Source organism: Paraflavitalea sp. (assembly GCF_059502485.1).
The window spans coordinates 660911-682743 of the sequence record NZ_JCACET010000010.1; the positions used below are offsets into that span (position 1 = coordinate 660911).

12 protein-coding genes are annotated in these 21833 nt (G+C 47.4%); 6 read left to right on the forward strand and 6 right to left on the reverse strand.

Annotated elements, in window-relative coordinates:
* The first annotated feature begins 8 nt into the window (after nucleotides 1-8).
* From AC5JBY_RS19950 to AC5JBY_RS19960, 3 genes are all read left to right on the forward strand, one after another.
* Entirely contained in the window at nucleotides 9-416 is a 408-nt protein-coding gene (locus AC5JBY_RS19950) for a hypothetical protein (protein ID WP_495906408.1), read from the forward strand.
* Between the two features lie 28 nt (nucleotides 417-444).
* Entirely contained in the window at nucleotides 445-4869 is a 4425-nt protein-coding gene (locus AC5JBY_RS19955; RefSeq protein ID WP_495906409.1) for a DUF6443 domain-containing protein, read from the forward strand.
* A 155-nt stretch (nucleotides 4870-5024) separates the two neighbouring features.
* The gene (locus AC5JBY_RS19960) at nucleotides 5025-5360 is read left to right on the forward strand and encodes a hypothetical protein (RefSeq protein ID WP_495906410.1); all 336 of its coding nucleotides are present in this window, start codon (nucleotides 5025-5027) and stop codon (nucleotides 5358-5360) included.
* A gap of 659 nt (nucleotides 5361-6019) precedes the next feature.
* On the opposite strand, the gene AC5JBY_RS19965 is transcribed toward AC5JBY_RS19960, so the two are convergent.
* Nucleotides 6020-6442 (reverse strand): winged helix-turn-helix transcriptional regulator, encoded by a 423-nt coding sequence (locus tag AC5JBY_RS19965; RefSeq protein ID WP_495906411.1) that lies wholly within the window; start codon nucleotides 6440-6442, stop codon nucleotides 6020-6022.
* Nucleotides 6443-6566: 124 nt separating this feature from the next.
* On the opposite strand from AC5JBY_RS19965, the gene AC5JBY_RS19970 reads away from it, so the two are divergent.
* A complete protein-coding gene (locus AC5JBY_RS19970; RefSeq protein WP_495906412.1) occupies nucleotides 6567-7361 on the forward strand; it encodes an SDR family oxidoreductase in 795 nt (264 codons plus the stop codon).
* Between the two features lie 182 nt (nucleotides 7362-7543).
* Here the strand turns inward: AC5JBY_RS19970 and AC5JBY_RS19975 are convergent, their stop codons facing one another.
* Nucleotides 7544-7831, reverse strand: coding sequence for a hypothetical protein (locus tag AC5JBY_RS19975; protein ID WP_495906413.1), 288 nt, complete (start codon nucleotides 7829-7831; stop codon nucleotides 7544-7546).
* Between the two features lie 516 nt (nucleotides 7832-8347).
* Here AC5JBY_RS19975 and AC5JBY_RS19980 point away from each other — a divergent pair.
* Both AC5JBY_RS19980 and AC5JBY_RS19985 read left to right on the forward strand, forming a co-directional pair.
* Nucleotides 8348-8911, forward strand: coding sequence for a DUF892 family protein (locus AC5JBY_RS19980; RefSeq protein WP_495906414.1), 564 nt, complete (start codon nucleotides 8348-8350; stop codon nucleotides 8909-8911).
* Between the two features lie 955 nt (nucleotides 8912-9866).
* The gene (locus AC5JBY_RS19985; RefSeq protein ID WP_495906415.1) at nucleotides 9867-11468 is read left to right on the forward strand and encodes an alpha-L-fucosidase; all 1602 of its coding nucleotides are present in this window, start codon (nucleotides 9867-9869) and stop codon (nucleotides 11466-11468) included.
* Nucleotides 11469-11496: 28 nt separating this feature from the next.
* Here the strand turns inward: AC5JBY_RS19985 and AC5JBY_RS19990 are convergent, their stop codons facing one another.
* The 4 genes from AC5JBY_RS19990 to AC5JBY_RS20005 all read right to left on the reverse strand — a co-directional run bounded on the left by AC5JBY_RS19990 (nucleotide 11497) and on the right by AC5JBY_RS20005 (nucleotide 21573).
* The gene (locus AC5JBY_RS19990) at nucleotides 11497-15567 is read right to left on the reverse strand and encodes a hybrid sensor histidine kinase/response regulator transcription factor (RefSeq protein WP_495906416.1); all 4071 of its coding nucleotides are present in this window, start codon (nucleotides 15565-15567) and stop codon (nucleotides 11497-11499) included.
* 109 nt (nucleotides 15568-15676) lie between these two features.
* Complete coding sequence (locus AC5JBY_RS19995; RefSeq protein WP_495906417.1) at nucleotides 15677-16444, reverse strand: helix-turn-helix domain-containing protein; 768 nt, start codon at nucleotides 16442-16444, stop codon at nucleotides 15677-15679.
* Nucleotides 16445-16586: 142 nt separating this feature from the next.
* Nucleotides 16587-18389, reverse strand: a complete 1803-nt coding sequence (locus AC5JBY_RS20000) for a RagB/SusD family nutrient uptake outer membrane protein (RefSeq protein WP_495906418.1) — start codon at nucleotides 18387-18389, stop codon at nucleotides 16587-16589.
* Between the two features lie 19 nt (nucleotides 18390-18408).
* Nucleotides 18409-21573, reverse strand: a complete 3165-nt coding sequence (locus AC5JBY_RS20005) for a SusC/RagA family TonB-linked outer membrane protein (RefSeq protein ID WP_495906419.1) — start codon at nucleotides 21571-21573, stop codon at nucleotides 18409-18411.
* Nucleotides 21574-21833: the final 260 nt, after the last annotated feature.

Consider the following 21833-nt stretch of genomic DNA (forward strand, 5'->3'; position numbering starts at 1 on the left):
AGCAATTTATGTCTATAAAAATTTTTCTGTTGCTGGCGCTTTACAGCTTGCTGCATCTAAACGCAGCGGGGCAGCGAACGCACTATTCGGCGAAAGATTCTGCCGTGGCTTTCAGCCATGCTCAAAAGGCACAGCAACAGTTTTCTTTATCCGCAGAACAGACCTCTACGCTACTGTCGGCCGGAATCCGATCTGAAGAAGCCAAACGAATGGTATTTAAACGATACTGGAAAACGAAAGCTTTTCTGCAGGAGATGAAGAAAGCTGTCTTTGTGAAAGATTCAGCTTATGAAGCAGTATTGGGAGAACAAAAGTTCAGGTTCTTTAAAGAAATGCTGCAGCGTGAAAAGCTGGAAAAAATCAAAGCGCAGCAGGTGGGCAAGAACCGCCCTGACACTGCTACCGTGCGTCCATAATATTACCTCATTGCTAAAACTGCTTCCGATGGGAAAGCTATTCTTATTGTCTATAATGATTATTGCCTGGCATGCCGGAAAAGGGCAAGACGCTTCTGTGGTGACGCCTGCCAGCTACCCCACTACCTTGCATAATTATATCCGCAGCTGGGATGCTGTGAAGCCTGATACCACGAATGCCAACTTTACCAGCAGCAGTCCTTTGCTACATTCCCGCATGACCACCCAGTATTTTGATGGCCTGGGGCGGCTTGTGCAAACGGTGGTGAAACAGGGGGCCTACCCTACCGGCGGCGCTGCGGCAGACCTCGTGAGCAGCACTGTTTACGATGACTATGGCAGAATCCAGCGACAATATCTTCCTTTTGCGGCCAACAATAACGGGGGCAATACTTCTATCCATGATGGTGGCTTTAAGGTAAATCCATTTGCACAGCAAAATTGGTTTTACAGCAATAGTAACTCCGCCAGCCCTATCTATAACCAGGGGGAAACTTATTATTATGGCAAAACGGAGTTCGAGGCTTCTCCTTTACACCGCCCGGCGCGTGTATATGCGGCGGGCAATAGCTGGGTGCATGATGGCCGGGGCATCGGTTATAAATATTGGGTGAACATTTCCACGGACAGTGTACGCATCTGGAAGGTGACGAACAGTGGTACGGTCGGTGTGTTTGCCAGTTACAGCTGTGACAGTCTGTATAAGCCGGGGGAGCTCAATAAAAAAGTGACGATCGATGAAAACAATAAGCAGGTGATCGAGTTCATGGACCGGGAAGGGAAAACGGTGCTTAAAAAAGTACAGCTTACTGCTGCCAATGATACGGGAACGGGCAAGGGGCATTATGGCTGGCTTTGCACCTACTATATCTATGATGTGTATGGGCTGTTGCGTTGTGTGGTGCAGCCCAAAGGGGTAGAACTGCTGCAAGCCAATAGCTGGAACATTACGTGGAACAGCAGTGTGATCCTCAACGAGCAATGTTTCCGGTATGAATACAATGGCCGGCGCTTATTGCAAATGAAGAAAGTGCCGGGGGCCGGTGTGGAATACCTGGTGTATGACCGCTGGGACCGGTTGGTGCTGCGGCAGGACGCGAACCTGCGCATTGGTCATTTTTGGGTATATACCAAATATGATGTACTGAACCGGCCGGTGATCTCCGGTCTTCATCACGATCCTTACAGTACTACTTTGGATTCCATCATCACCAATGTGGCTGGTAATGAGAGCTGGCAGATCCGTTATGAATCGCGTAATGGTTCGGCCATCGGCTACACACTCGATCAATCGTACCCTTACCAGGGATGGCACAGCGTGTGTGCTATTACTTTTTATGATGACTATGGCTGGACGCAATATGTATCTGTGCCAGATAGCAATCGCGTCACTACGTGGGACGGTGAGTTATCGAGCCCCTCCGGCAGTACCTGGCCTTATGCGCAAGCTGTGACTCAATCTACCAAGGTGAAAGGGCTACCGACTGGCAGTCTGACCCGGATCATGGGTATGGAAGATTTTATGGCTTCCCTGAATATCTATGATGATAAAGGGCACGTGATCCAGGTGAAGAGCCGCAACCATACCAACGGAACTGACATTGCTACGATTCAATATAGTTTTACCGGTTTGCCCCTGGTACAGATCCATAAAACAGAAAAAGCTGGTACTCATGCGCAGACAACAGTCATGGTGTCTAAACTGACTTATGACAGCCTGGGCAGGATAGCGAGCATCGACAAGAAGCTGAGTAATACGCATGTGAACAGTAATGCCATGAGCAGCTACAAGCCGGTGGCAGCCATGTCGTATAACGCACTTGGGCAGTTGACGAAAAAGAAACTGGGCACCAAACCGGGCGTGGGTACTGAGCTGGCCAAACTGGACTTCGACTACAATATCCGTGGCTGGCTGCTGGGTATCAATAAGGGGTATACCAGTAATGCCAACAGTGATCAATACTTTGCCCTGGAGCTGGGATATGATAAAAATGCCAGCCTCGGTGCTTTTACCGCTCAGTATACTGGTAATATCAGCGGGGTATTGTGGAAGAGTGAAGGAGATCAGCAACGGCGTAAATATGACTTTAGTTATGATGCGGTGAACCGCCTTACGGGGGCCGACTTTAACCAGTATGCCAGTGGCAGCGGCGGCAGTGCCGTTTTTAACAAGAGCGCCGGTATGGATTTCAGTGTGAGTGGCCTCTCCTATGACGCCAATGGTAATATCCTCACTCAAAAGGTACGTGGCTGGAAGTTGAGCGGCTCTGCCACTATCGATAGCCTCTCCTATCATTATATCGCGAACAGCAATAAGCTGCTGAACGTGATTGACGGACAAAATAATGCGCAGACAACGTTGGGAGACTTCCGGACATCGAGCCTGCATCCTTATGGGGAAAGCAAGAACGGCAGCACGGTGGATTATGTATATGATGGTAATGGCAATATGGTGAAGGACCTGAATAAAGACCTGGTGACTTCTTCCGGTGGTGATGGTGTGGAATACAATTACCTGAACCTGCCTGTGAAGGTGACATTGAAAAAGGATGGCAGCAGCAACAGGGGCTTTATCGAGTATGTGTATGATGGGGTTGGCAGTAAGCTTAAGAAGACGGTATACGAGCCCGGTGTGGATACCACTACCACGCTATACCTCGGTGGTGGAGTGTATAAAAATGATACGCTTCAATTTATTGGTCATGAAGAAGGCAGAATTCGTTTTGTGGGGGCGGACAGCGCTGCCTGTACTGTGAAACCTAACCGTTTTTTGTATGATTATTTTCTCAAAGACCATTTAGGTAGTGTGCGCTCTGTGCTGACCGAGCAGAAGGATACTATCTGCTACCCTGCTGCTTCTGTGGAGGACAGTCGCTACCAGGCGGAGGATGATTTTTATGTGATCGATAATGGGCGTCGTGTGAGTAAGGCTACTACCGGGGCTACGCAAAGCAGTTTTGAAGATAAACTTTACCGGGTACATGGCGGGCTGACGAACGAGAAGACGGGAATGGGTATCGTTTTAAAAGTGATGGCGGGTGATCAGGTACGGTTCATGGCCGAATCGTTTTATACGATGCCTGGTGGAGGCGCGGGATCACCGCTTACGCTGGGCCTGACTGAGTTATTAACTGCCATGACAGGAAGCAGTGCGATCATCGCTAACAAAGGGTTGTTAGCTACGGGAGATATTAGCGGGATTGGTAATAACAATGCTGCTATTGGCAATTTTATTACTAACAATGACCCGGGTGCGAACAATGCAAAATCGTTTTTGAATTATTTAGTGTTTGATGAACAATTAAAGTATCTTGGCGGTGGTGCCGATCCGGTAGCTCCTGGCGGTGGGTACCGATTGCACAACTATTTTATTTCAAATCCTGTCAATATTAGTAAATCTGGTTATATATTCATTTACGTAAGTAATGAAAGTAATTTCCCTGTTTACTTCGATAACCTAACGGTGTCGCATTCCCCCAGCGCACTGCTCGAAGAAACTCACTATTATCCTTTTGGCCTCACAATGACTGGTATTAGCTCACATGCAGCTAATAAGCTACAAAATCGGTATAAATACAATGGTAAGGAGGAACAGCGGCAGGAGTTCGGCGATGGCGCCGGACTGGATTGGATTGATTATGGAGCGAGGATGTATGATGCGCAGATTGGGAGATGGCATGTGATCGATCCGATGACCAGTGAAATGACAAGGTGGAGCCCGTATAATTATGCATTTGATAATCCGATTCGGTTTATTGATTTATTCGGCATGTGGCCGGGTGATTTTTATGATGAAAATGGTAATTATCTCGGTAATGATGGCAATGATGACAAGAAGAAATATATAGTTAAAAATTCAGAGGAGGCGAAGAAAGTAAAGGAGAAGAACAAAAAGAAAGGGACAACCCAAGTTGACGAATTAACTTCTGCCGTGTTGTTGCCAAGTGATGCAGCTTTGAAAGAATCAATCAATGTACTGGATCGAACGCAAGCAACTACTGAATCTGATCCTGATGGAGGATATCATGGAGAATCGTCTCTTGTTATGAGGAATGGTACAGTTATAAGAGGTGCACCAGGAGCGAAAGCCTTTATAAATGCCCAAGATGCATTTCAAGCAGATGAAACATTACCTGATATTCCTAAAGGAAAAACTGTAGCAGATGTAGAGGTTAGCATACATTCTCATGTTACTGGGACTTTAGAAGAAAATGGAAAGGTCTATTTTCATGATGCACTCTTACCTACTCCTCTTGATATACAAACCTTTGCTCAATTTTCGATAAACATTATCGTAGGTCCATTAGGTTCAGTTACTGAAAGCAGGAATGTACAGACTGGCAAAATGGAAAGAAAATACCCAGAAGATAATGGAATAGTCATCTATATGGGTGTTAAAAATGATGCGCCCATAATCTTAACTGAAAAAGCACTAAAAAGAATTTTAAAATGAGGTTTTTACTAATACTTTTTGTTTTATTTCATTTTCAGCAAAAGACATCCGTTGCACAGAAGAAGCCGCAGATGTATCTGATTGTTACTATAAACGAAAGCTTTGTACATCATCTTCAAGATTGCAAAATAATTCGTCAAACACGTAAGGGTTCTATGGATACATTAAAAGCAATTTATCAGCCCGGACGATTAGAGATTGTGCAGGAAGAAGTTGATTTACAAAAAACCAAAAATGATCTCGATTTTATTGTTCTTAAATTTTACTATGATGATTACAATGTACGCAATGCGGACAGAAGTTTCAAGAAGTATACGTACCAATTGCGATTGCCTGGCGAAGCCTTGTATAATGAATTTAATATCGTTGAAATTTATAATCTTGACGGCAAATACTATCGGTTAAACTTTGCTCATGCTAAACAGGATAAGTATGTTTTTAATTATCGGTACCCTGGCGGTGCCAGGTTAGCTAAACGTCGTAAAATCTAAAAAAAGAGTATTAAAATTCCTAAAATGAGAACATTGACATTATTTGTATTCTTGTTTATTTCACGATCTAACATTGCATTGTGTCAATCAAATCATTCAGTTAATTTAATTATTTCAATTGACGACTCTGTTATCAGCAAACCTATTGATTGCAAGCTTGTTCTTTACAGGGTTTCAATGTCTGACACTTTAGATGCTAACTATATTCCCGGAAGGCTTGTTTTAGAAAGAAAGTACAATACAGAGCAATTAGCAAAGGAAGTTACCAAGATTAAAATTATATTTTCTTACGAACTAAATTATAAATCAATATTACGAAAATATGAATACGAAATACCCTTAAGCAACGATGCACTAATTTATAGCCACAATATTGTGGAGATTTTCAATCTGGATAATGACGCCAATAAAAACCGTTTTGTTCACTCTGAGTCCGAGAAATATGTTTTCGACTATTCTTGCCAGAATTTCGGAAGGTTGATTCAAAGAAAATAAATATAATGGCCAAGTTATTGGTATGATAATTAATTATTTAAGCAGGAATAAATTACAGTATTTAATTCCCTTGTTTTAAGTTGGTTTTTTGATCAATTCATGAAGGGAGATATTAGGACATACGACTGACATCTTTCATATGCATGAGAGGTCATATTAGCTTGTTAACGAGACAAAGCCACGCGAACCGGCGTATCTTCCTCACAAGCGTTATCAAGTTCAGCTGATGATTGCCCATTGTGCTTCAAAATAACCCTGCGTAGCTGCTCCTGGTGCTCATCGCCCCAAAGGCCAATGGATTGAATCAAGGGGATGAGCGATTCACCGAAGCCTGTAAGACGGTATTCCACCTTTGGAGGCAATACCGGAAAGATCGTTTTAGTAATCAATTCATGATCTTCAAGTTCCTTCAGTTGCACATTCAGTACCCGTCTCGTAACATCCGGAATTTTCCGCTGAAGTTCACTTGGCCGCAAGTTGCCTATATGAATGAACCAAAGAATACGGATCTTCCATTTACCATACAATACTTCACCAACAAGGTCAAGCCCACAATTGAGCGTCGGAGTAGTCTTTTTTATGTACATAAATACGAATATAAGGCAAACCCAATAAAGGATCAATAGGGATAAATTTATCCCTATTTGATTCGTAAGCCCGTAATTGTTTGCTATCCGCGTACTATCGAGATTTGTGCTACAAACAAAAAATATGGAACAGCCATTCAATTACAGCAACGAATTATCCGGTAAGATAGCTTTAGTAACAGGAGGCACAAAGGGTGCGGGAAAAGCAATCGCAGAACGCTTAAAGGCCGCTGGTGCAACAGTAGTCATTACCGCGAGGAACAAATCCGAACAGCCAGCTGCAGACCTTTATTTTATTCCTGCTGACCTTAGCAAGGGAGATGATGCGCAAAAAGTAATAAGCGAAGTTCTGTCAACTTATGGCAGGCTGGATATTCTCGTAAACAACCTTGGTGCTTCATCAACACCCGCCGGTGGTTTTTCAGCATTGAATGATGAGGATTGGATATCAACCCTACAAGCTAATTTACTTGCTCCTGTGAGGCTTGACAGGGGATTTTTGCCGCAAATGATCGATCGGAAAAGCGGTGTTATTATTCACATCGCTTCCATCCAGGGCAAATTGCCGCTATACGATTCTACCTTGCCGTATGCTGCTTCAAAAGCCGGATTAATCAATTACAGTAAAAGTTTATCAAATGAAGTTACGCCAAAGGGTGTCCGTGTGCTGACTGTTTCGCCAGGCTGGATAAATACAACTGCATCGATAGCCTGGTTGGGCGAGATTGCAAGAAATTCAAATAGTACTGTAGAAGAAGCGCAGCAAGGTGTCATGGATGCATTGGGTGGAATACCTTACGGCAGACCCGCCGAACCGGAAGAAGTAGCCGAATTGGTTGGCTTTTTAGTTTCACCAAGAGCCAATTACTTAACAGGAACAAATTTCGTCATCGACGGCGGAACGGTACCGACTATTTAATGGTACTGAAGTACGATCTCATCGATTCTTTAAAAGTAACCGGATAAAATTGAGGGTCGCAAGGCAATTCTGAATAGATCATTAGGTAACCCCTAAGTGGCACAAGTACACCACTCACAAGTGCCAGAGCCGCATACATGCGCCAGTTTGAGGAGGTGGCTACTGTGTGCACCATACGGTTGTTATATTACCTGTATCCTTGATTTAAACACTTCCTTGGTAATTATGGCGCAATTTTCGCCTAACTCCCGTAGGCTACAGCTTTTTAATTTCATATTAACAGGTAAGTTATTGACAGTTTCCATCAATTCGAGGTAGAGCATATTGCTCTCACTGACCTCATCATTGCCCTTCAGTTTTCCAAATAGATCATACGCTGCCTGGCGATCATTGCCTATGAAAAAACGTCCATAGTTTTCCAACCCTTCTGTTGTTTTTAAGCTCAACAAAATATAGAATGTAGTATTCATGTTTTTTTTAATTGTGCTAATCAAGCTAAATGCCAATTTGACCTTTTAAAGGCAAGTATCGTTTTAGAAAGGAGGTTTGAATGCTGAAAAGCCATCTTTGCTTATCTATGTTGATCACCATAAATAAATTTTTGATTTGTTTAGTACAAGAGGGCATTTTATCTGTTATAATAAAAAGGATAAGGTTTAATGGTTAACGAATTTGATTAGTGTCGCCCCGCATTTCTATGTGGGGCTTTAAACGATTTTGTGTTTTAGCATTGCGCCTATCTACAGGCCCGGAAATATTTCCGGGCTTTTTTTATGATACTGGCTAATGAAGGATAGAAAATTTGTCACCCAGACTGACAGCTGCTGCCAATTTTTCAATTTGATGATGACATACTGGAAGACGGGGAGGTTTTGCCTCCCCTTTTTTATTGCCCTGCCGACGAAAGAAACTCGCGGGCAGTATATAGGTCGAGCCTAATTTTGATGGCATGCTTTTTTAAATAGCTCCTGCAAAACCCTTTTACTATGGAGCAGCTACTTAATTTACATGATCTATTGCAGCATGAGGTTGATGACCTGTATTCGGCAGAAGAACAAATAATTGATGCATTGCCGAAGATGATAGAAAAAGCGGCAAATCCACGTTTAAAAGCAGCATTGACAGACCACCTTGCCGTAACCCGGAAACAAAAAGACAGGCTGGAAAAGGTTAAAAAAATCCTTTCTGACGGCACTGAGAAAAAAGAACCGGGTTTCCTGGAAAGAATATTCGGCAGTACGAAATGCAAGGGAACCGAAGGTTTGATCAAGGAAGGCGAACATATCATGAAACAAGAAATGGCACCCGAGGTGAAGGATGCTGCCATCATTGCCGCGGCCCAAAAGATTGAGCACTATGAAATTTGCGGATATGGTACTGCGCGTGCATTTGCTATGCAATTGGGGTTATCGGAAGTCGAGCATCTGTTGACTGAAACATTAAACGAAGAGTATGAGGCTGATGATAACCTAAGCGAACTCGCTTTCTTTGATGTCAATCTCGATGCTGAAGGTGGTGGTACAATCACCCATAAGCGCCGTTCTCACTAAGCTAAAGATATTACCTATGCAATTAACCCTCCCTTAACAAGGAGGGTTACTCTATTTACGGATTTCCTGCTCGCTGGTGGTGGTAATGATCGCAGCTTGATTTAAACACTTCTTTAGTAATAATAGCGCAGTTGTCTCCTAATTCCTGCAGGTTACAACTTTTCATTTTTATATTGGCTGGCAGATTGTTGATCGTTTCCGACGATCGTTGCCTATGTGAAAACTGCCATAATTTTCCACACCTTCGGCTGTCTTAATGCTCAGCAGTATATAGAATGTAGTGTTCATCTTTTTTAAAACAGCTAATCAATCGGAATGCCAATTTAACTATGCTGAAAGTTTTTCAAGAGGGGTTAGCATGTCATCCGCCAGATTTGGAAGGAATTGAAAATTTGTCATCCGGACTGAGAACTGCTGTCAATTTTTCAATTGATAATGACATACTGTAAGATTGAACTGCCTGTTTTCCAATTGGCATATGCCTTGATGGGCTGAAAATATAGCACCGATCTATTTTAAACCAAAGGAGGGACTTATGAATATACTGCGAGCTATCTATTCCCGTGTTTGGGCGCCTTTGAAAAAGTGGAGGGGCGCCCTGAGTAAACGCAACCGAAAGGACAACAATAATGATGACATTTTTAATCATCCGTACGCTATATTTTAATTCTCATTGTTAACCAATTAACAAAGGAGGATAGCATGTCTGACATTTCCAAAACTATCCAGATAGCTTAGTTGTGTTGTATATGGATGGTTTTACTACGGGGAGGTTTTGCCTCCCCTTTTTTGTTGCCATTTTGCCACGCGGCTATCAAAAAGGAGCTAAGGATACAATTCTGCCTGCGAAAAACAAGTAAATGAATAACTTTAGGTTTTTCTGCGGTCATTGCTGCTTACACCTTAACTACCACATACCGAATGAATCATGGATAGAAGATCGCTTTTAAAAAATATGCTTAGCCTTGCGCCGGCTGCTTATCTGGTGAACTCCCCATTGGCCAGCCTTGCTTTTGACGGGCCTGTTATTGCCAAGGGCCCTTTCCGTGCCGACTGGGGCTCGCTGGAGCAGTATCAAACGCCTGCGTGGTACAAGAATGCCAAGTTTGGTATATGGGCGCACTGGGGCCCTCAATGTGAACCCGAGTATGGCGACTGGTATGCGCGTGGCATGTACCAGGAGGGCAGTGATCAATACAATTATCATGTAAAGAAGTATGGTCACCCTTCGAAATTTGGTTTCAAAGATGTGATCAACGAATGGAAGGCTGATCAATGGAACCCTGACGAGCTGGTTGGGCTGTATAAGGAAGCAGGCGCCAGGTATTTTGTGGCGCTTGCGAACCACCACGACAATTTTGATCTGTATGACAGTTCGCACCAGCGCTGGAATTCGGTAAGGCTTGGACCTAAAAAGGACCTGATGGCGGGTTGGGCTAAAGCGGCTAAAGCGAATGGTTTACATTTTGGAGTGAGTGTTCACGCTGCTCATGCGTGGAGCTGGCTGGAAGTGGCGCAACGGCATGACCTCAAAGGGACGCTGGCCGGCATTCCGTATGACGGTAAGCTGAGTAAAGCGGATGGTAAGAACACGTGGTGGAATGGATACGATCCGCAGGACCTGTATGCTCAAAATCATCCGCTGAGTCAAAACAGTGCGGACAATGGCATGATCCACCAGCAATGGAACTGGAGCAATGGGGTGACTGCTCCTTCTAAAAAATATTGTGAGCTGTTTTATAAGCGAACTATTGAACTGATCGACAAATATCATCCTGACCTGCTTTATTTTGATGATACGGCTTTGCCGCTGTGGCCGGTGAGTGATGCGGGGTTACGGATCGCGGCGCATTTCTACAACAGCAATATCAAACGGCATGGCTCGCTACAGGCTGTTTTGAATGGTAAAATACTGGATGAGCAGCAGCGAAAATGTATGGTGTGGGATATCGAACGGGGGCAGAGTCATGAGATCCTCCCCTACTATTGGCAAACGGATACGTGTATAGGCAACTGGCATTATGACCAGCGTGTATTTGAACGTCATCGCTATAAGAGTGCCAAAACTGTTGTTCACACGCTGGTGGACGTGGTGAGTAAGAACGGGAATTTATTGTTGAGTATTCCGGTAAAGGGTAATGGTACGATCGATGCTGATGAACGGGAAATTGTACAAGGCATTACCGCCTGGATGAAGGTGAACAGTGAATCTATTTACGATACGCGGCCTTATGTGGTGTATGGGGAAGGGCCTGCTATGCTGGACACGCCTGCGCTTACCGCTCAAGGCTTCAATGAAGGCAAGGGCAAGCCTTTTACGCCTGAAGACATTCGTTTTACGCAAAAGGGCAATATGTTGTATGCTACGACTATGGGGGTGCCGGGCACGGAGGTGCTGATCAGGACGTTGAAGGGCAAGCCGGTGACCCGGGTGGAGCTGCTGGGGCATGCGGGTGCGCTTGAATTCAGTAATAGCGACCACGGCCTGCTGATCAAGGCTCCTGCAACCAAGCCAACGGAAATAGCTGCGGTATTTAAAATAGCAGGGGGTGTTTAGTTGGCGGCTATGGTGTCCTTCTCTGCCTTCACCCAGTTGATCTTTTTTTCGCGACTGCGTATTCGGAGGGTGACATGTTGAATTTGGCTTTGAAGGCGCGTGCAAAATAGTTGGGTGTGAGAAAGCCAACGGCATAGCCGATCTCGCTCATGCGCAGGGTGCTTGTTTCCAGTAGTTCGGCTGCTTTATTGAGCCTTACGGAACGGATAAACTCCACGGGTGTTTCCCCGGTAAGGTCTATGAGCTTATTGTATAAAGTAGCACGACTCATGTACAGGTGTTTTGCCAGTTGCTCTACAGAGAGTCTTTCATCGTCTATATTGTCTTCGATAAACCGGGTGATGCTTAGCAGCAGTTTTTCATTTTCGGAGGTCACTGCCGGTTGCTGAGTAACTACCTCGAACCGCCTGGTGTATGTTGTCTTCAGTGTTTGGTTGAGTGAAGCGAGGTTCCCGATCTTTATTTTCAGTATTTCTGCGCTAAAGGGCTTGGTGAGGTAATCGCTGGCGCCTGTTCTCAGTCCGTTGAGCTGCCAGGCATCGCTGGTGAGGGCGGTGAGTAATATCACCGGAATATGGGCGGTGCGTTTATCGGCTTTCAACTTTTTACTGAGGGTGATGCCATCCATGTGGGGCATGCTGATGTCGCTCACGATGACATGGGGATGCGCCGACAGTGCTTTTTGCCAGCCTTCTTTGCCGTCCACAGCTTCTATTACTTTGTACATGGGTTTGAGCTGGTTCCTGAGATAGGTCCTGAAATCGTCATTGTCTTCAATAAGCAGCACTGTGAGGCTACTATTTTCCGGATCATTATGCTGTTCATCTTGTAGCGTGGCCTTATCATCATCGTGCTGCAGTTCCGCAACGGCAGGGTTACGAAGCTCTTCGAGTGGCAGCCTGATGGTGAAGGTGCTGCCTTTGCCATAGTGGCTGTTGACTGCTATGGCGCCGCCATGCAGCCTGACGAATTCCCTGGCTATGGACAGGCCAATGCCGCTGCCCTGGTTCATGACGTCGGGATGTGTTTTGCCCTGGAAGAAGCGATCGAAGATGTGTGCCTGTTCATCCTGTGACATACCAATACCATTGTCGGCTACCAGGATGACAATATCGCCGGAATCCAGCTGTTTGCGTACTTCGAGGGAAACCTGTCCATCGCGGCCGGTAAATTTGAAGGCGTTGCTCAACAGGTTGAACAGGACTCTTTCGATCTTATCTTTATCAAAATCGGTGTAATAGTTATTGAGGGTGCTGTGGAAAAGGAATTGTATGTGGCGCCGGTCGGCCAGGTCTTTAAACGACTCTGCCACTTCGCGTACAAAGGTGATAAAATCACCGGGCGATGGATTCATGCGCAGTTCCTGTTCTTCGAGTTTGCGGAAGTCGAGCAACTGGTTGACGAGGTTGAGGAGGCGTCGTGTATTGCGCTTGACCATGGAGAGCTGTACTTTTTTCTCCTGGTCTGCTTCCACTTCGAGCAAGGACTGTACAGGACCAGCAATGAGGGAGATGGGTGTCCTGAATTCATGGCTCAAATTGGTAAGGAATTTTATTTTTACTTCATCGAAGGCGCGTTGGCGCTCGGCTTCTTTTCTTTCTTCTTCGATGAGCTGCCTGATCTGGAGTTTTTCCTGCTCTGCTGCAAACTTCTGTTTGAGCCGGCGGATACCCCGGTAACGGACACCCCACAGGATGAATGCGACGAGGAGAACATAGCACGCGTAGGCATAGCCCGTTCGCCAGAATGGTGGTTTTATGTAGATGCTTATGGAAGCAGCGGGTGTGGTCCAGCCGCTATTGGGATTATGGGCTTTTACCTGTAATGTATAATGTCCGGGATCGAGGTTGGTGAACACGGCTGAATTGGCTTTTCCAATGCTGTTCCATGTTTTGTCGAAGCCTTCCAGCTTGTACATGTACCGGCATTCATGGGGGCTGGTGAAATCGAGCATGCCGAACTGTAGTGAGAAGTTCTGTTTGTAATCGAGCTTTATTTCGCGGGCCAGGGAGATCTGTTTGTCGATGGCTGCTTCCTTACCCGGCATGACTTCTGTGTTGTTGACCGTGAGCGCTGTGAATATTATCTGCGGAATGTTTTTATTGTAATGCAGCTCGTGGGGCACGAAATGGTTGAAGCCTTCGAGCCCTCCGAAATACATTTCTCCATTTGGCAGTTTGAGTCCTGCGCCGAGGGAGAATGCGCTGCGCTGTAATCCGTTTTCATGGCTGAAGTTTTTGAATGTTCGGGTGGTGGGATTAAAGCAGCTGATGCCTTTACTGGTAGCGAGCCAGAGATTGCCTGTACTGTCTTCGAGCATTTTCCAGATGACATCATTGGCCAATCCCCCGGCCGAGCTGTAGCTTTTAAAATCTGTGTGGTAAAAGTCGAGGTGGTAAAAACCTCTGCCGCCGGTGCCTCCCCACATTGTATTATCGCTGCCGACCAATAGTGTCACTATTTCATCTACAGGTACTCCCGTGAATGCACGCCCATACACGCGGAAGCTTTTGGCGACGGGATCATACATATCGATGCCACGGCCCGGTGCTGCAATCCATATTGTTCCATTTTTATCTTCTTCGATGGACCTGATAAATCCTAGTGAGGGTACTTTATCGCCGGAAGCGCCGGCCACGAAATCTTCCATTTTCTGAAAGGTGTTTCCTTTGGGTGTAAAGACCTGGACGCCTTTGCCATTGGTGCCTACCCAGATGTTGCCACGCCTGTCCCTGCGCAGGCAAAATATCTCGTCACTAAGTAGTCCTGACACGCCATCGTCTTTATAGTAATGCCTGATGGCGCCGGTGGACAGGTTCTTTACATAGATACCCTGTAGAAAGGTGCCGATCCACAACTCGTCTCCTGCCCTTTCCAAAGCGAGTATGGTCATCGGCTGGCGGCCTACGGGAACGCGGTCGAACAAACCGGTAGCAGGATGATAGAGGTTCAATCCACCACCATCGGTACCTACATAGAGGCTGTTGCCGGCCGCTGCTGCAAAGGAGGTCACTTTGGGCGCGCTCAATCCTTTTGGGTCGTAGGGGTTGCTTTGGACGAGGTGGAAGGAGGAAAGGTTTTTATCGTATTTATTAACGCCGTTGTGATAGGTGCCTATCCAGTAAATGCCTTTGCAGTCAATGTAAATGCTCCTGATAGAACTTCCTTTCAGGCTGTATTTGTCGCGCTCGTTGGTGGAAACTACCTGGACTTTGCCGGTTTGGGGGTCCAGTATATTGAGTCCTTTTTCGGTGCCGACCCATAATTTCCCATTCTCTTCCCCGGCAATGGAGTAAACACGGTTGCTGCTCAACGTATGCTGGCTCTGCGGGCCTTGCCGGTAGGCATGGAATCCCTTGCCACCGCGGGGCAATTTGTTGAGCCCGCCATCTGAGGTCCCTACCCAGAGGTTGCCGGTGGGATCTTCATACATGGTTTTGATGGACAGATCGCTGATCGTGGAGTCGGGACTGTTACCATTGAACAGAAGGAAATCACCGGTAGCGGGCTGGTACAGGTGCAAGCCGGCTGTGGAACCAATCCACAGGCGTTGCCGGCTGTCTTCAAATATGCTGATGATCATGTTGGACGCGAGGTGGTTTTTCCTGCTTTCGTCTTTGGCATAATGGGTGGATGTGCCTGTGGCGGGATCGTAGCAGTATAAACCGGAATAGCTGCCTATCCAGAGGTTGCCATGATGGTCGGCGCATAGGGAGCGTGCAGCATTGCCCAAGGTAGCATCGATATTGCGGAAAGTGCCGCGGTCCCTGTCGTACAGGGAAAGGCCTTTGTTGGTGCCTATCCAAAGCCGTCCCTGCCGGTCTTCATAAATTGCCATCACATAGTTGGAGCGGATGGTGGCGGTATCGGCAGCATTGTGGTTGTAAACGGTGAAACGGCTGCCATCGAATTTGCTGAGGCCTTCTTCGGAGCCAAACCACATGTACCCCAGGCGGTCTTTCAGGATGACATTGATGGTATTGGAGGAAAGGCCATCGTTGCTGTTGAAGTTGATAAAGTGCAATTGACCGGATTGCGCTTGTAGGATACAGGCTGCAACGGTGAAGTGGAGAAGGATTATTAAACGACAGGCAATCATTGGCAAAGCATGCATTTTAACGGAAGCAACATCACTAATCTACGATATATAGGGGCATGATGTGCAAGAGAAACCGGAATCGTTTTCGTTGACCATTTTCAATGGTGTATCATGCTGCGTCCATAATCTTTCTCATGCGCTGGTAGGTGGCCGGGGTGACTTTAAACTGCTTCAGAAAGGATTTGCCGAAACTGCTTGGCGAGCCATATCCTACCAACCGGGCTACTTCGGCAACCCTGTGTTCTCCGGCTGCCAATAATTCAGCTGCTTTACGCAGGCGTGCTTCATTGATGAGCTCGTTGGGGGTGAGGTTGGTGATGAGTTTCATTTTGCGGTAGAGGGTGGGCTTGCTCATGTGCATCATCCTGGCCAGCTGGTCGATGCCGGGATTGTCGTTGGCGCCGAGGCTAAAGAGGCAATTGCTCAATTGGGTGATTATCTGGTCTTTTGTGAGACCGGGCTGTGCATCTGCGTCAACTGTTTTCTTTGTGAGGTACTTACGGACTTTATTCCTGTTGCCGATGAGGCTGCGGATCTGGACGTCGAGGTGTTCACGAAATATGACGCCGCCTATGTGGACATCGGCGCCTGCTTCGAGGGACTTTATCCGTACCTGCAGGTTTTCCTGTTCCGTGAGCAGTATGACGGGTATGTGGGCGGTTACCGGGTTGGACTTGAGCTGGCGGCAACATAATAATGCCGGTGTGGGGCTGATGCCGGCGATGCAGATGATCAACTGTATGGGTCGCCTGTCAATGAGGACAAAGGCTGTGGTCGATTCACTGGCAGCGTATACCTGATAGTCAGGACTCAATTTACCGGATAATGCGTGGTGGGCTTCTTTAGTCGGGGATATTATCAGAATAGTAAACTGCATGGCAGGTAGCTTTTGGTATTCGTTAGATTATCTACACGCAAAGCTACCAGCACCCCGGCAGGTGGACGGGTGACAGGTGTCAAAATCACTGGCACAAATGTCAAAAGGCGGTTGTGATAACCGCCTTCTGACTTTATGGTGTCTATTCGTAACCAGGGTTTTGTGGATATTTTGGTCCTTCGGTGACCAAGTCTATCTGGGCCTGGGGAATGGGTCTGAGCATATTGAAGGTCTGCACTGTTGGTCCGGCTTCGGGGTTGAACAACTTGACGCGGTCTACCAGTTTCCTGGTGCGTGCAAGGTCCCACCAGCGGGTATCTTCAGCAAACAGTTCCCGGCTACGCTCTTCGAGGAGGAAATCGAGTGTAACCTGGGCGGATGTAATTTGCTGGGCGGCGACTGCGGCGGCGTATTCGGCCGGTGATTGATTGGGTTTCAATGCGGCGCGTGTTCTCAATACATTGATGAGGTTGGCAGCATCCTGCAAAGTGGCGCCGCCTTTAATGGCTGCTTCTGCTGCGATGAGGTATACGTCGGAAAAGCGGAACAAAATGTAGGGTCTGTCGGAATAGTCGTTTTGATCGCCTCTGGTGGAATCATCGAATTTCCTTACTGTGGGGAACATCTGGTCGGTGAACTTAATGGTGGCCCCGGGCAAAAAGTCGGGTTCGAATATGATGCCTTTGAAGGCGGCTCTTTCGGCTGGTGTCACTACCCTGTCGCGCAGCCAGATGGCGGTATCGACTTTATTGATCAGGACTTTTCCGTTGACGGTTGCGCCATTGGAGCCGGGTGTTGTGGTGGTGGCCCCTGACGGGTAAGGACCGCCATTGGACAGCCAGATGGTTTGGAATGTGCCATCGTAGCGTTGATCAGTGGCGCGGTTGGCAAAAGCTGTTTCCAATACGTATTTCATATTGGGCCTGATGCGGCGGTAGGGCCGTCCATTTTGGACATCTCTTCCTACCACGTTTACGCCGCTGGAGCCGGGGTAGTCGGATTTGATGAGGTCGTACCCTGCGCGCCAGAAGAAGTTGGACTGGTTGGCGCCTGCGCCACCGCCTCCGGTGCCGGGCTGGTTGTTTTGCCCGAATTTCAGGTCTTTGGTATGATCAACGACCATCAGTATTTCTGAACTGTATTCATTGCCTTCTCTAAAGACGTTGTTGAAGAAAGGAAGGAGGTCGAGGCCATAGGTGGCTTTGTTGTCGATGATGCTTTTGGCAATGGTGAAGGCCTGTTGAAAATCGGATGACTGTGCGGCTGCAGACCATCCTCTCCACAGGTAGGTTTTGGCCAGTAGGTACAAGGCGGTTGGCCTGGTGGCCGGCTTGCCTGTGCCGGAGGCTGGTGTATTGGGAAGGTCGGCAGCGGACTCGGTAAGGTCTTTAATGATCTGTGCATAGAGCTCTGCCAACGGGGCCGGCGCATCTGCCGCCGAGGGTGAAGTATTGAAAGTAGTGTGCAGGGGTACCTGTCCAAAGGTGGTGACCAAATAGAAGTAGCAGAAGCCGCGCAGGAATTTGGCCTGTGCGAGGAGCTGCGTTTTGGTGGTAGCTGGTATATCTACGTTGGCTCCATATTGGAGCACGCCGTTGGCGGTATTGATATCGATGAACAGCGTGTTCCAAAAGCCTTCGTAATCGCCTGAACTGCTTTTGATCAATGGCTGATTGTAGGTGAACCAATGTTGTACATCGGCTGCGGCGCCCCTGATGCTTTCATCGGTGCCGGAGTTATACAACTGGGTAAAGATCTGGGTACCCCATTGGCTCCTGAAGCTGGAATAGATGCCTGCAATGCCTCCCTGTATGCCATCGGACGTGGTAAAGAAGGTGGGCGCAAAACCCAGCCTGGGTTGTTCTTCCAGCAGTTTTGTGCATCCTGCCGCCATCACGAGCAGTAATGCCAATAAAATGGTAAACCTGGATGTATATCGATTCATAAAATCAATCTTTTAATTATTAGAACTTCATGTTTATGCCTACAATAAATTGACGGGTTGGCGGAACTCCCATGCCAACTGTGATAGCGCGGCCTTGTACAGGCGCGCCCCCTCCTGCTGTGGTGCCGACTGAATTGCCGGTGCCGTTTCCTTCGGGATCGATACCCAAACCATCTCTCACGAGCGGTGACCACAGAATGAAGGGATTCTGTGCGGATACGTAGGCTCTTATGGATTGAATGCCGCTGTTGCCAAATATTTTAGAAGGAATATTGTAGCCAAGGTCGATGGCCCTGATCTTAATAAAGGAACCATCGCGGTAGGTCAATGTAGAGGTGAACCGCAAACCATCGACGCCTGCATCGGGTTGTGGAAATTCATTGGTAGGGTTGGTGGGCGTCCAGTAGTCTACTTTGAGTTGGTTTACGCGGCTGTTGAGGAAAAAGGGATAGCCTGCCCCTCCCCCATCCGCTGCGAGGTAGTTGACGACCACGGTTTGCCCGAACCGTCCAAACAGCACAATGTTCAAGTCGAAGTTTTTGTATTCGAAATGATTGGTCATACCTGCTACGAAATCGGGTTGGAAATTGCCGACGACCTGGCGGTCTTCCTGGCCGATCGCATTGTTCTTGCTGAGGTCTTCCAATTTGATATCGCCGGGTTTGACACCGTATACGGCGGCCTGTGTAGCTTCGTCCGTTTGCCAGATACCAATCTTTTTGACATCATAGATGGTGGTGATGGGAGAACCGACAAACCATCCGTTGTTGACATCTTTTTGCAAACCAAGCTGCAAGGCCGTTATTTTTTCGCGGTTGAAGAAGGCATTGACATCGGTGCGCCAGGTAAACCCGCCAGTAGTTTTAACGTTTACACTGCTAAGTGAGAGTTCCATTCCGTAGGAAGCTGTTTTGCCCACATTGGTCAAGATAGAGTTGGTGCCATTACTGCGGGGCAGGTTTCTCTGCAACAGGATGTCGCTGGTTTTGGTGTTGTAATATTCCACGGAGCCGGAAAGGCGGTTTTGGAATAAGGCGAAATCAACACCCACGTTCCATCCGCGTGTTTTTTCCCAGGTGAGCTCGGGGTTGGGGCTGGTATTGATGAGGTAACCGTTTACGAAGTTTGTCCCCACGACCGTGCCGGCGCCAAAGTTATAGAAGTTGCTACCCAGGCTTCCCAGGGTAGAGTAAGGTCCGATACCTGCGTTGGAACTGATGCCCCATCCTGCACGCAGCTTCAGGCTGTTGATGAATTGGGAATTGGCCAGAAAATTTTCCCTATCAAGATTCCAACCGGCGGAAACGGCCGGATAGGTAACCCATTGCTTGCCGGGGGCCAATACAGATGCGCCATCGGTCCTCACCGTGGCTGTGAGTAAATATTTATCGTCGAAGGAATAAATGGCTCGTCCCATATAACCAATGAGTGCCGATTCGCTGTAACCGGCAGAATTGGATTCGGCTACCAGCGTATAGGCCAGGTTGAGGTTGTAATCCTGTATGAAATCTGCCGGTACGCCCACGCCATTTACTCTTTGTGACTGGAAGTGATTTTTTTGTATTTCCTGCAAGGCCTGTACCTGCAACCTGTGTTTTGTGTTAAAGGTTTTGTTGTATTCCAACGAGTTGTTGATGGTGTATTGCCAGCCTTCGGCATTGGACTGGTTGAGACTTGACCCAGCGGTGGTGGGATTGGAATTGAATACTGTGTTGGGACCCGTATAGTTGCTGTTGAAGGTTTGTGACCAGCCATAGCCAAATGTGGTCTTGAATTTAAGGTCTTGCAGGATCTTCAGCTCTGCATAGAAGTTGTGCTGGAACTGGTACCTTCTCTGGAAAGCTTTTATAAGATCATCGTTGCCTATGGAAGTGAGGGGATTGATCTGTTGTGCGTCAACGCCCTGATCGGCCGCGGGTTTGAAGTTGATGGTGCCGTCGTCATTGTAGGCTTTGAACAGCGGGCTCAATCTTGTGGCAGACCCGTAGGCGTTGGTGCCAAGCCTGTTGGAGCGGATCATGGTATTAAAACTGGTAAAGCCTACTTTAATGCGCTCCGACATTTTGTGATCGATGTTCACATTGAATGAATAACGATCGAGCTCCTGGTCGGTGATGATGCCGGTTTCCCTGTAATAGCCGATTCCGAAAGCATATTGTGTGCGTTCATTGCCTCCTCTTACGCCGAGGTCGTGGCCGGTCCTGATACCAGTAGTGAGCAACGGGGACTGCCAATCGGTGCTGACGCCTTGCTGCAGGTTTGTTTTTTCTGTATTGGTAAGGGCATAGAGATTGGTGTTGGCACTGTTGGAGTTACCGACTGCTGCATCGGCTTTGAACTGTGCGTATTCCTGTCCATTGAAAAGTCTGTAGGTGTCAATGGCCTTTGAAATGCCCACATAACTGTTGAGGGTTGTGACAGCCTTTTGGGCAGTGCCGCGCTTGGTGGTGATGATAATAACGCCATTAGCCCCTCGGGAACCGTAGATGGCGGTGGCGGAGGCATCTTTCAACACATCGAGGCTGGCGATGTTGTCGGACGTAATATCGTTCAAACTTCCGCCGTAGGCCATTCCATCTACCACGATGAGGGGATCGTTATTACCTGTAATGGAGCGGTTGCCGCGGATGCGGATCTGTCCGCCTGTACCGATCTGGGAGCTGTTGTTGACAATGTCAACGCCTGCTGCGCGTCCCTGCAATTGGTTGAGTATATTGGGAGCTTTGATCTCGCTGAGGGTTTCTCCTTTTACGGACACCGTGGAGCCCGTAACGTCTTTTTTCCGTTGCGCGCCGTAACCGATGACCACGACCTCATTTTCCATCCTGTTGACGGATACGAGTACGATATCGATAGTGGACCTGTTGTTGATGTTGATGTCCAGGCTGGCATGACCGACTGCAGACACTACGAGAACGCCATTGGGTGGCGCAGTAATGGTGTACCTTCCATTATCGTCGGCGGTGACACCGCCTGTGGAGCCGCGCACGCCTACGGAGGCTCTTGCGAGAGGTTGCCCGTTTTCGCCGGTAACGCGCCCCGTGATCTGCAGGGTGTTTTGCGCCGGGGTGGGCAGGGTTGATAACAAACTTAATAGTAATAATATGGGAACAGCAAGCTTTTGCAAGCGCAAGCGATGAAACCGGCCTTTGTGCTGCCGGAAAGGGAAAAGAGCATCATTCATAATAGCAGTGTTAGCGTTAATTTAATGGACATCGGAACTGTCCGATATTATGAAAGTAGCATTACACGTGAGCGCCACAAACGCTATATGGATGTTGAGAAGATCGGGACAGACTGGCAGGTTGTTGCTTCTTAACTATCAGCAATACTTTTTCCATCGCGCTACCATGCAGCATTTGGGGAGTTGTATAGTCTTATTACCGTATATTGTCACAGAAACAATAAAGCCTGCAAACCAGGAATTTGCAGGCTTTATGAGCT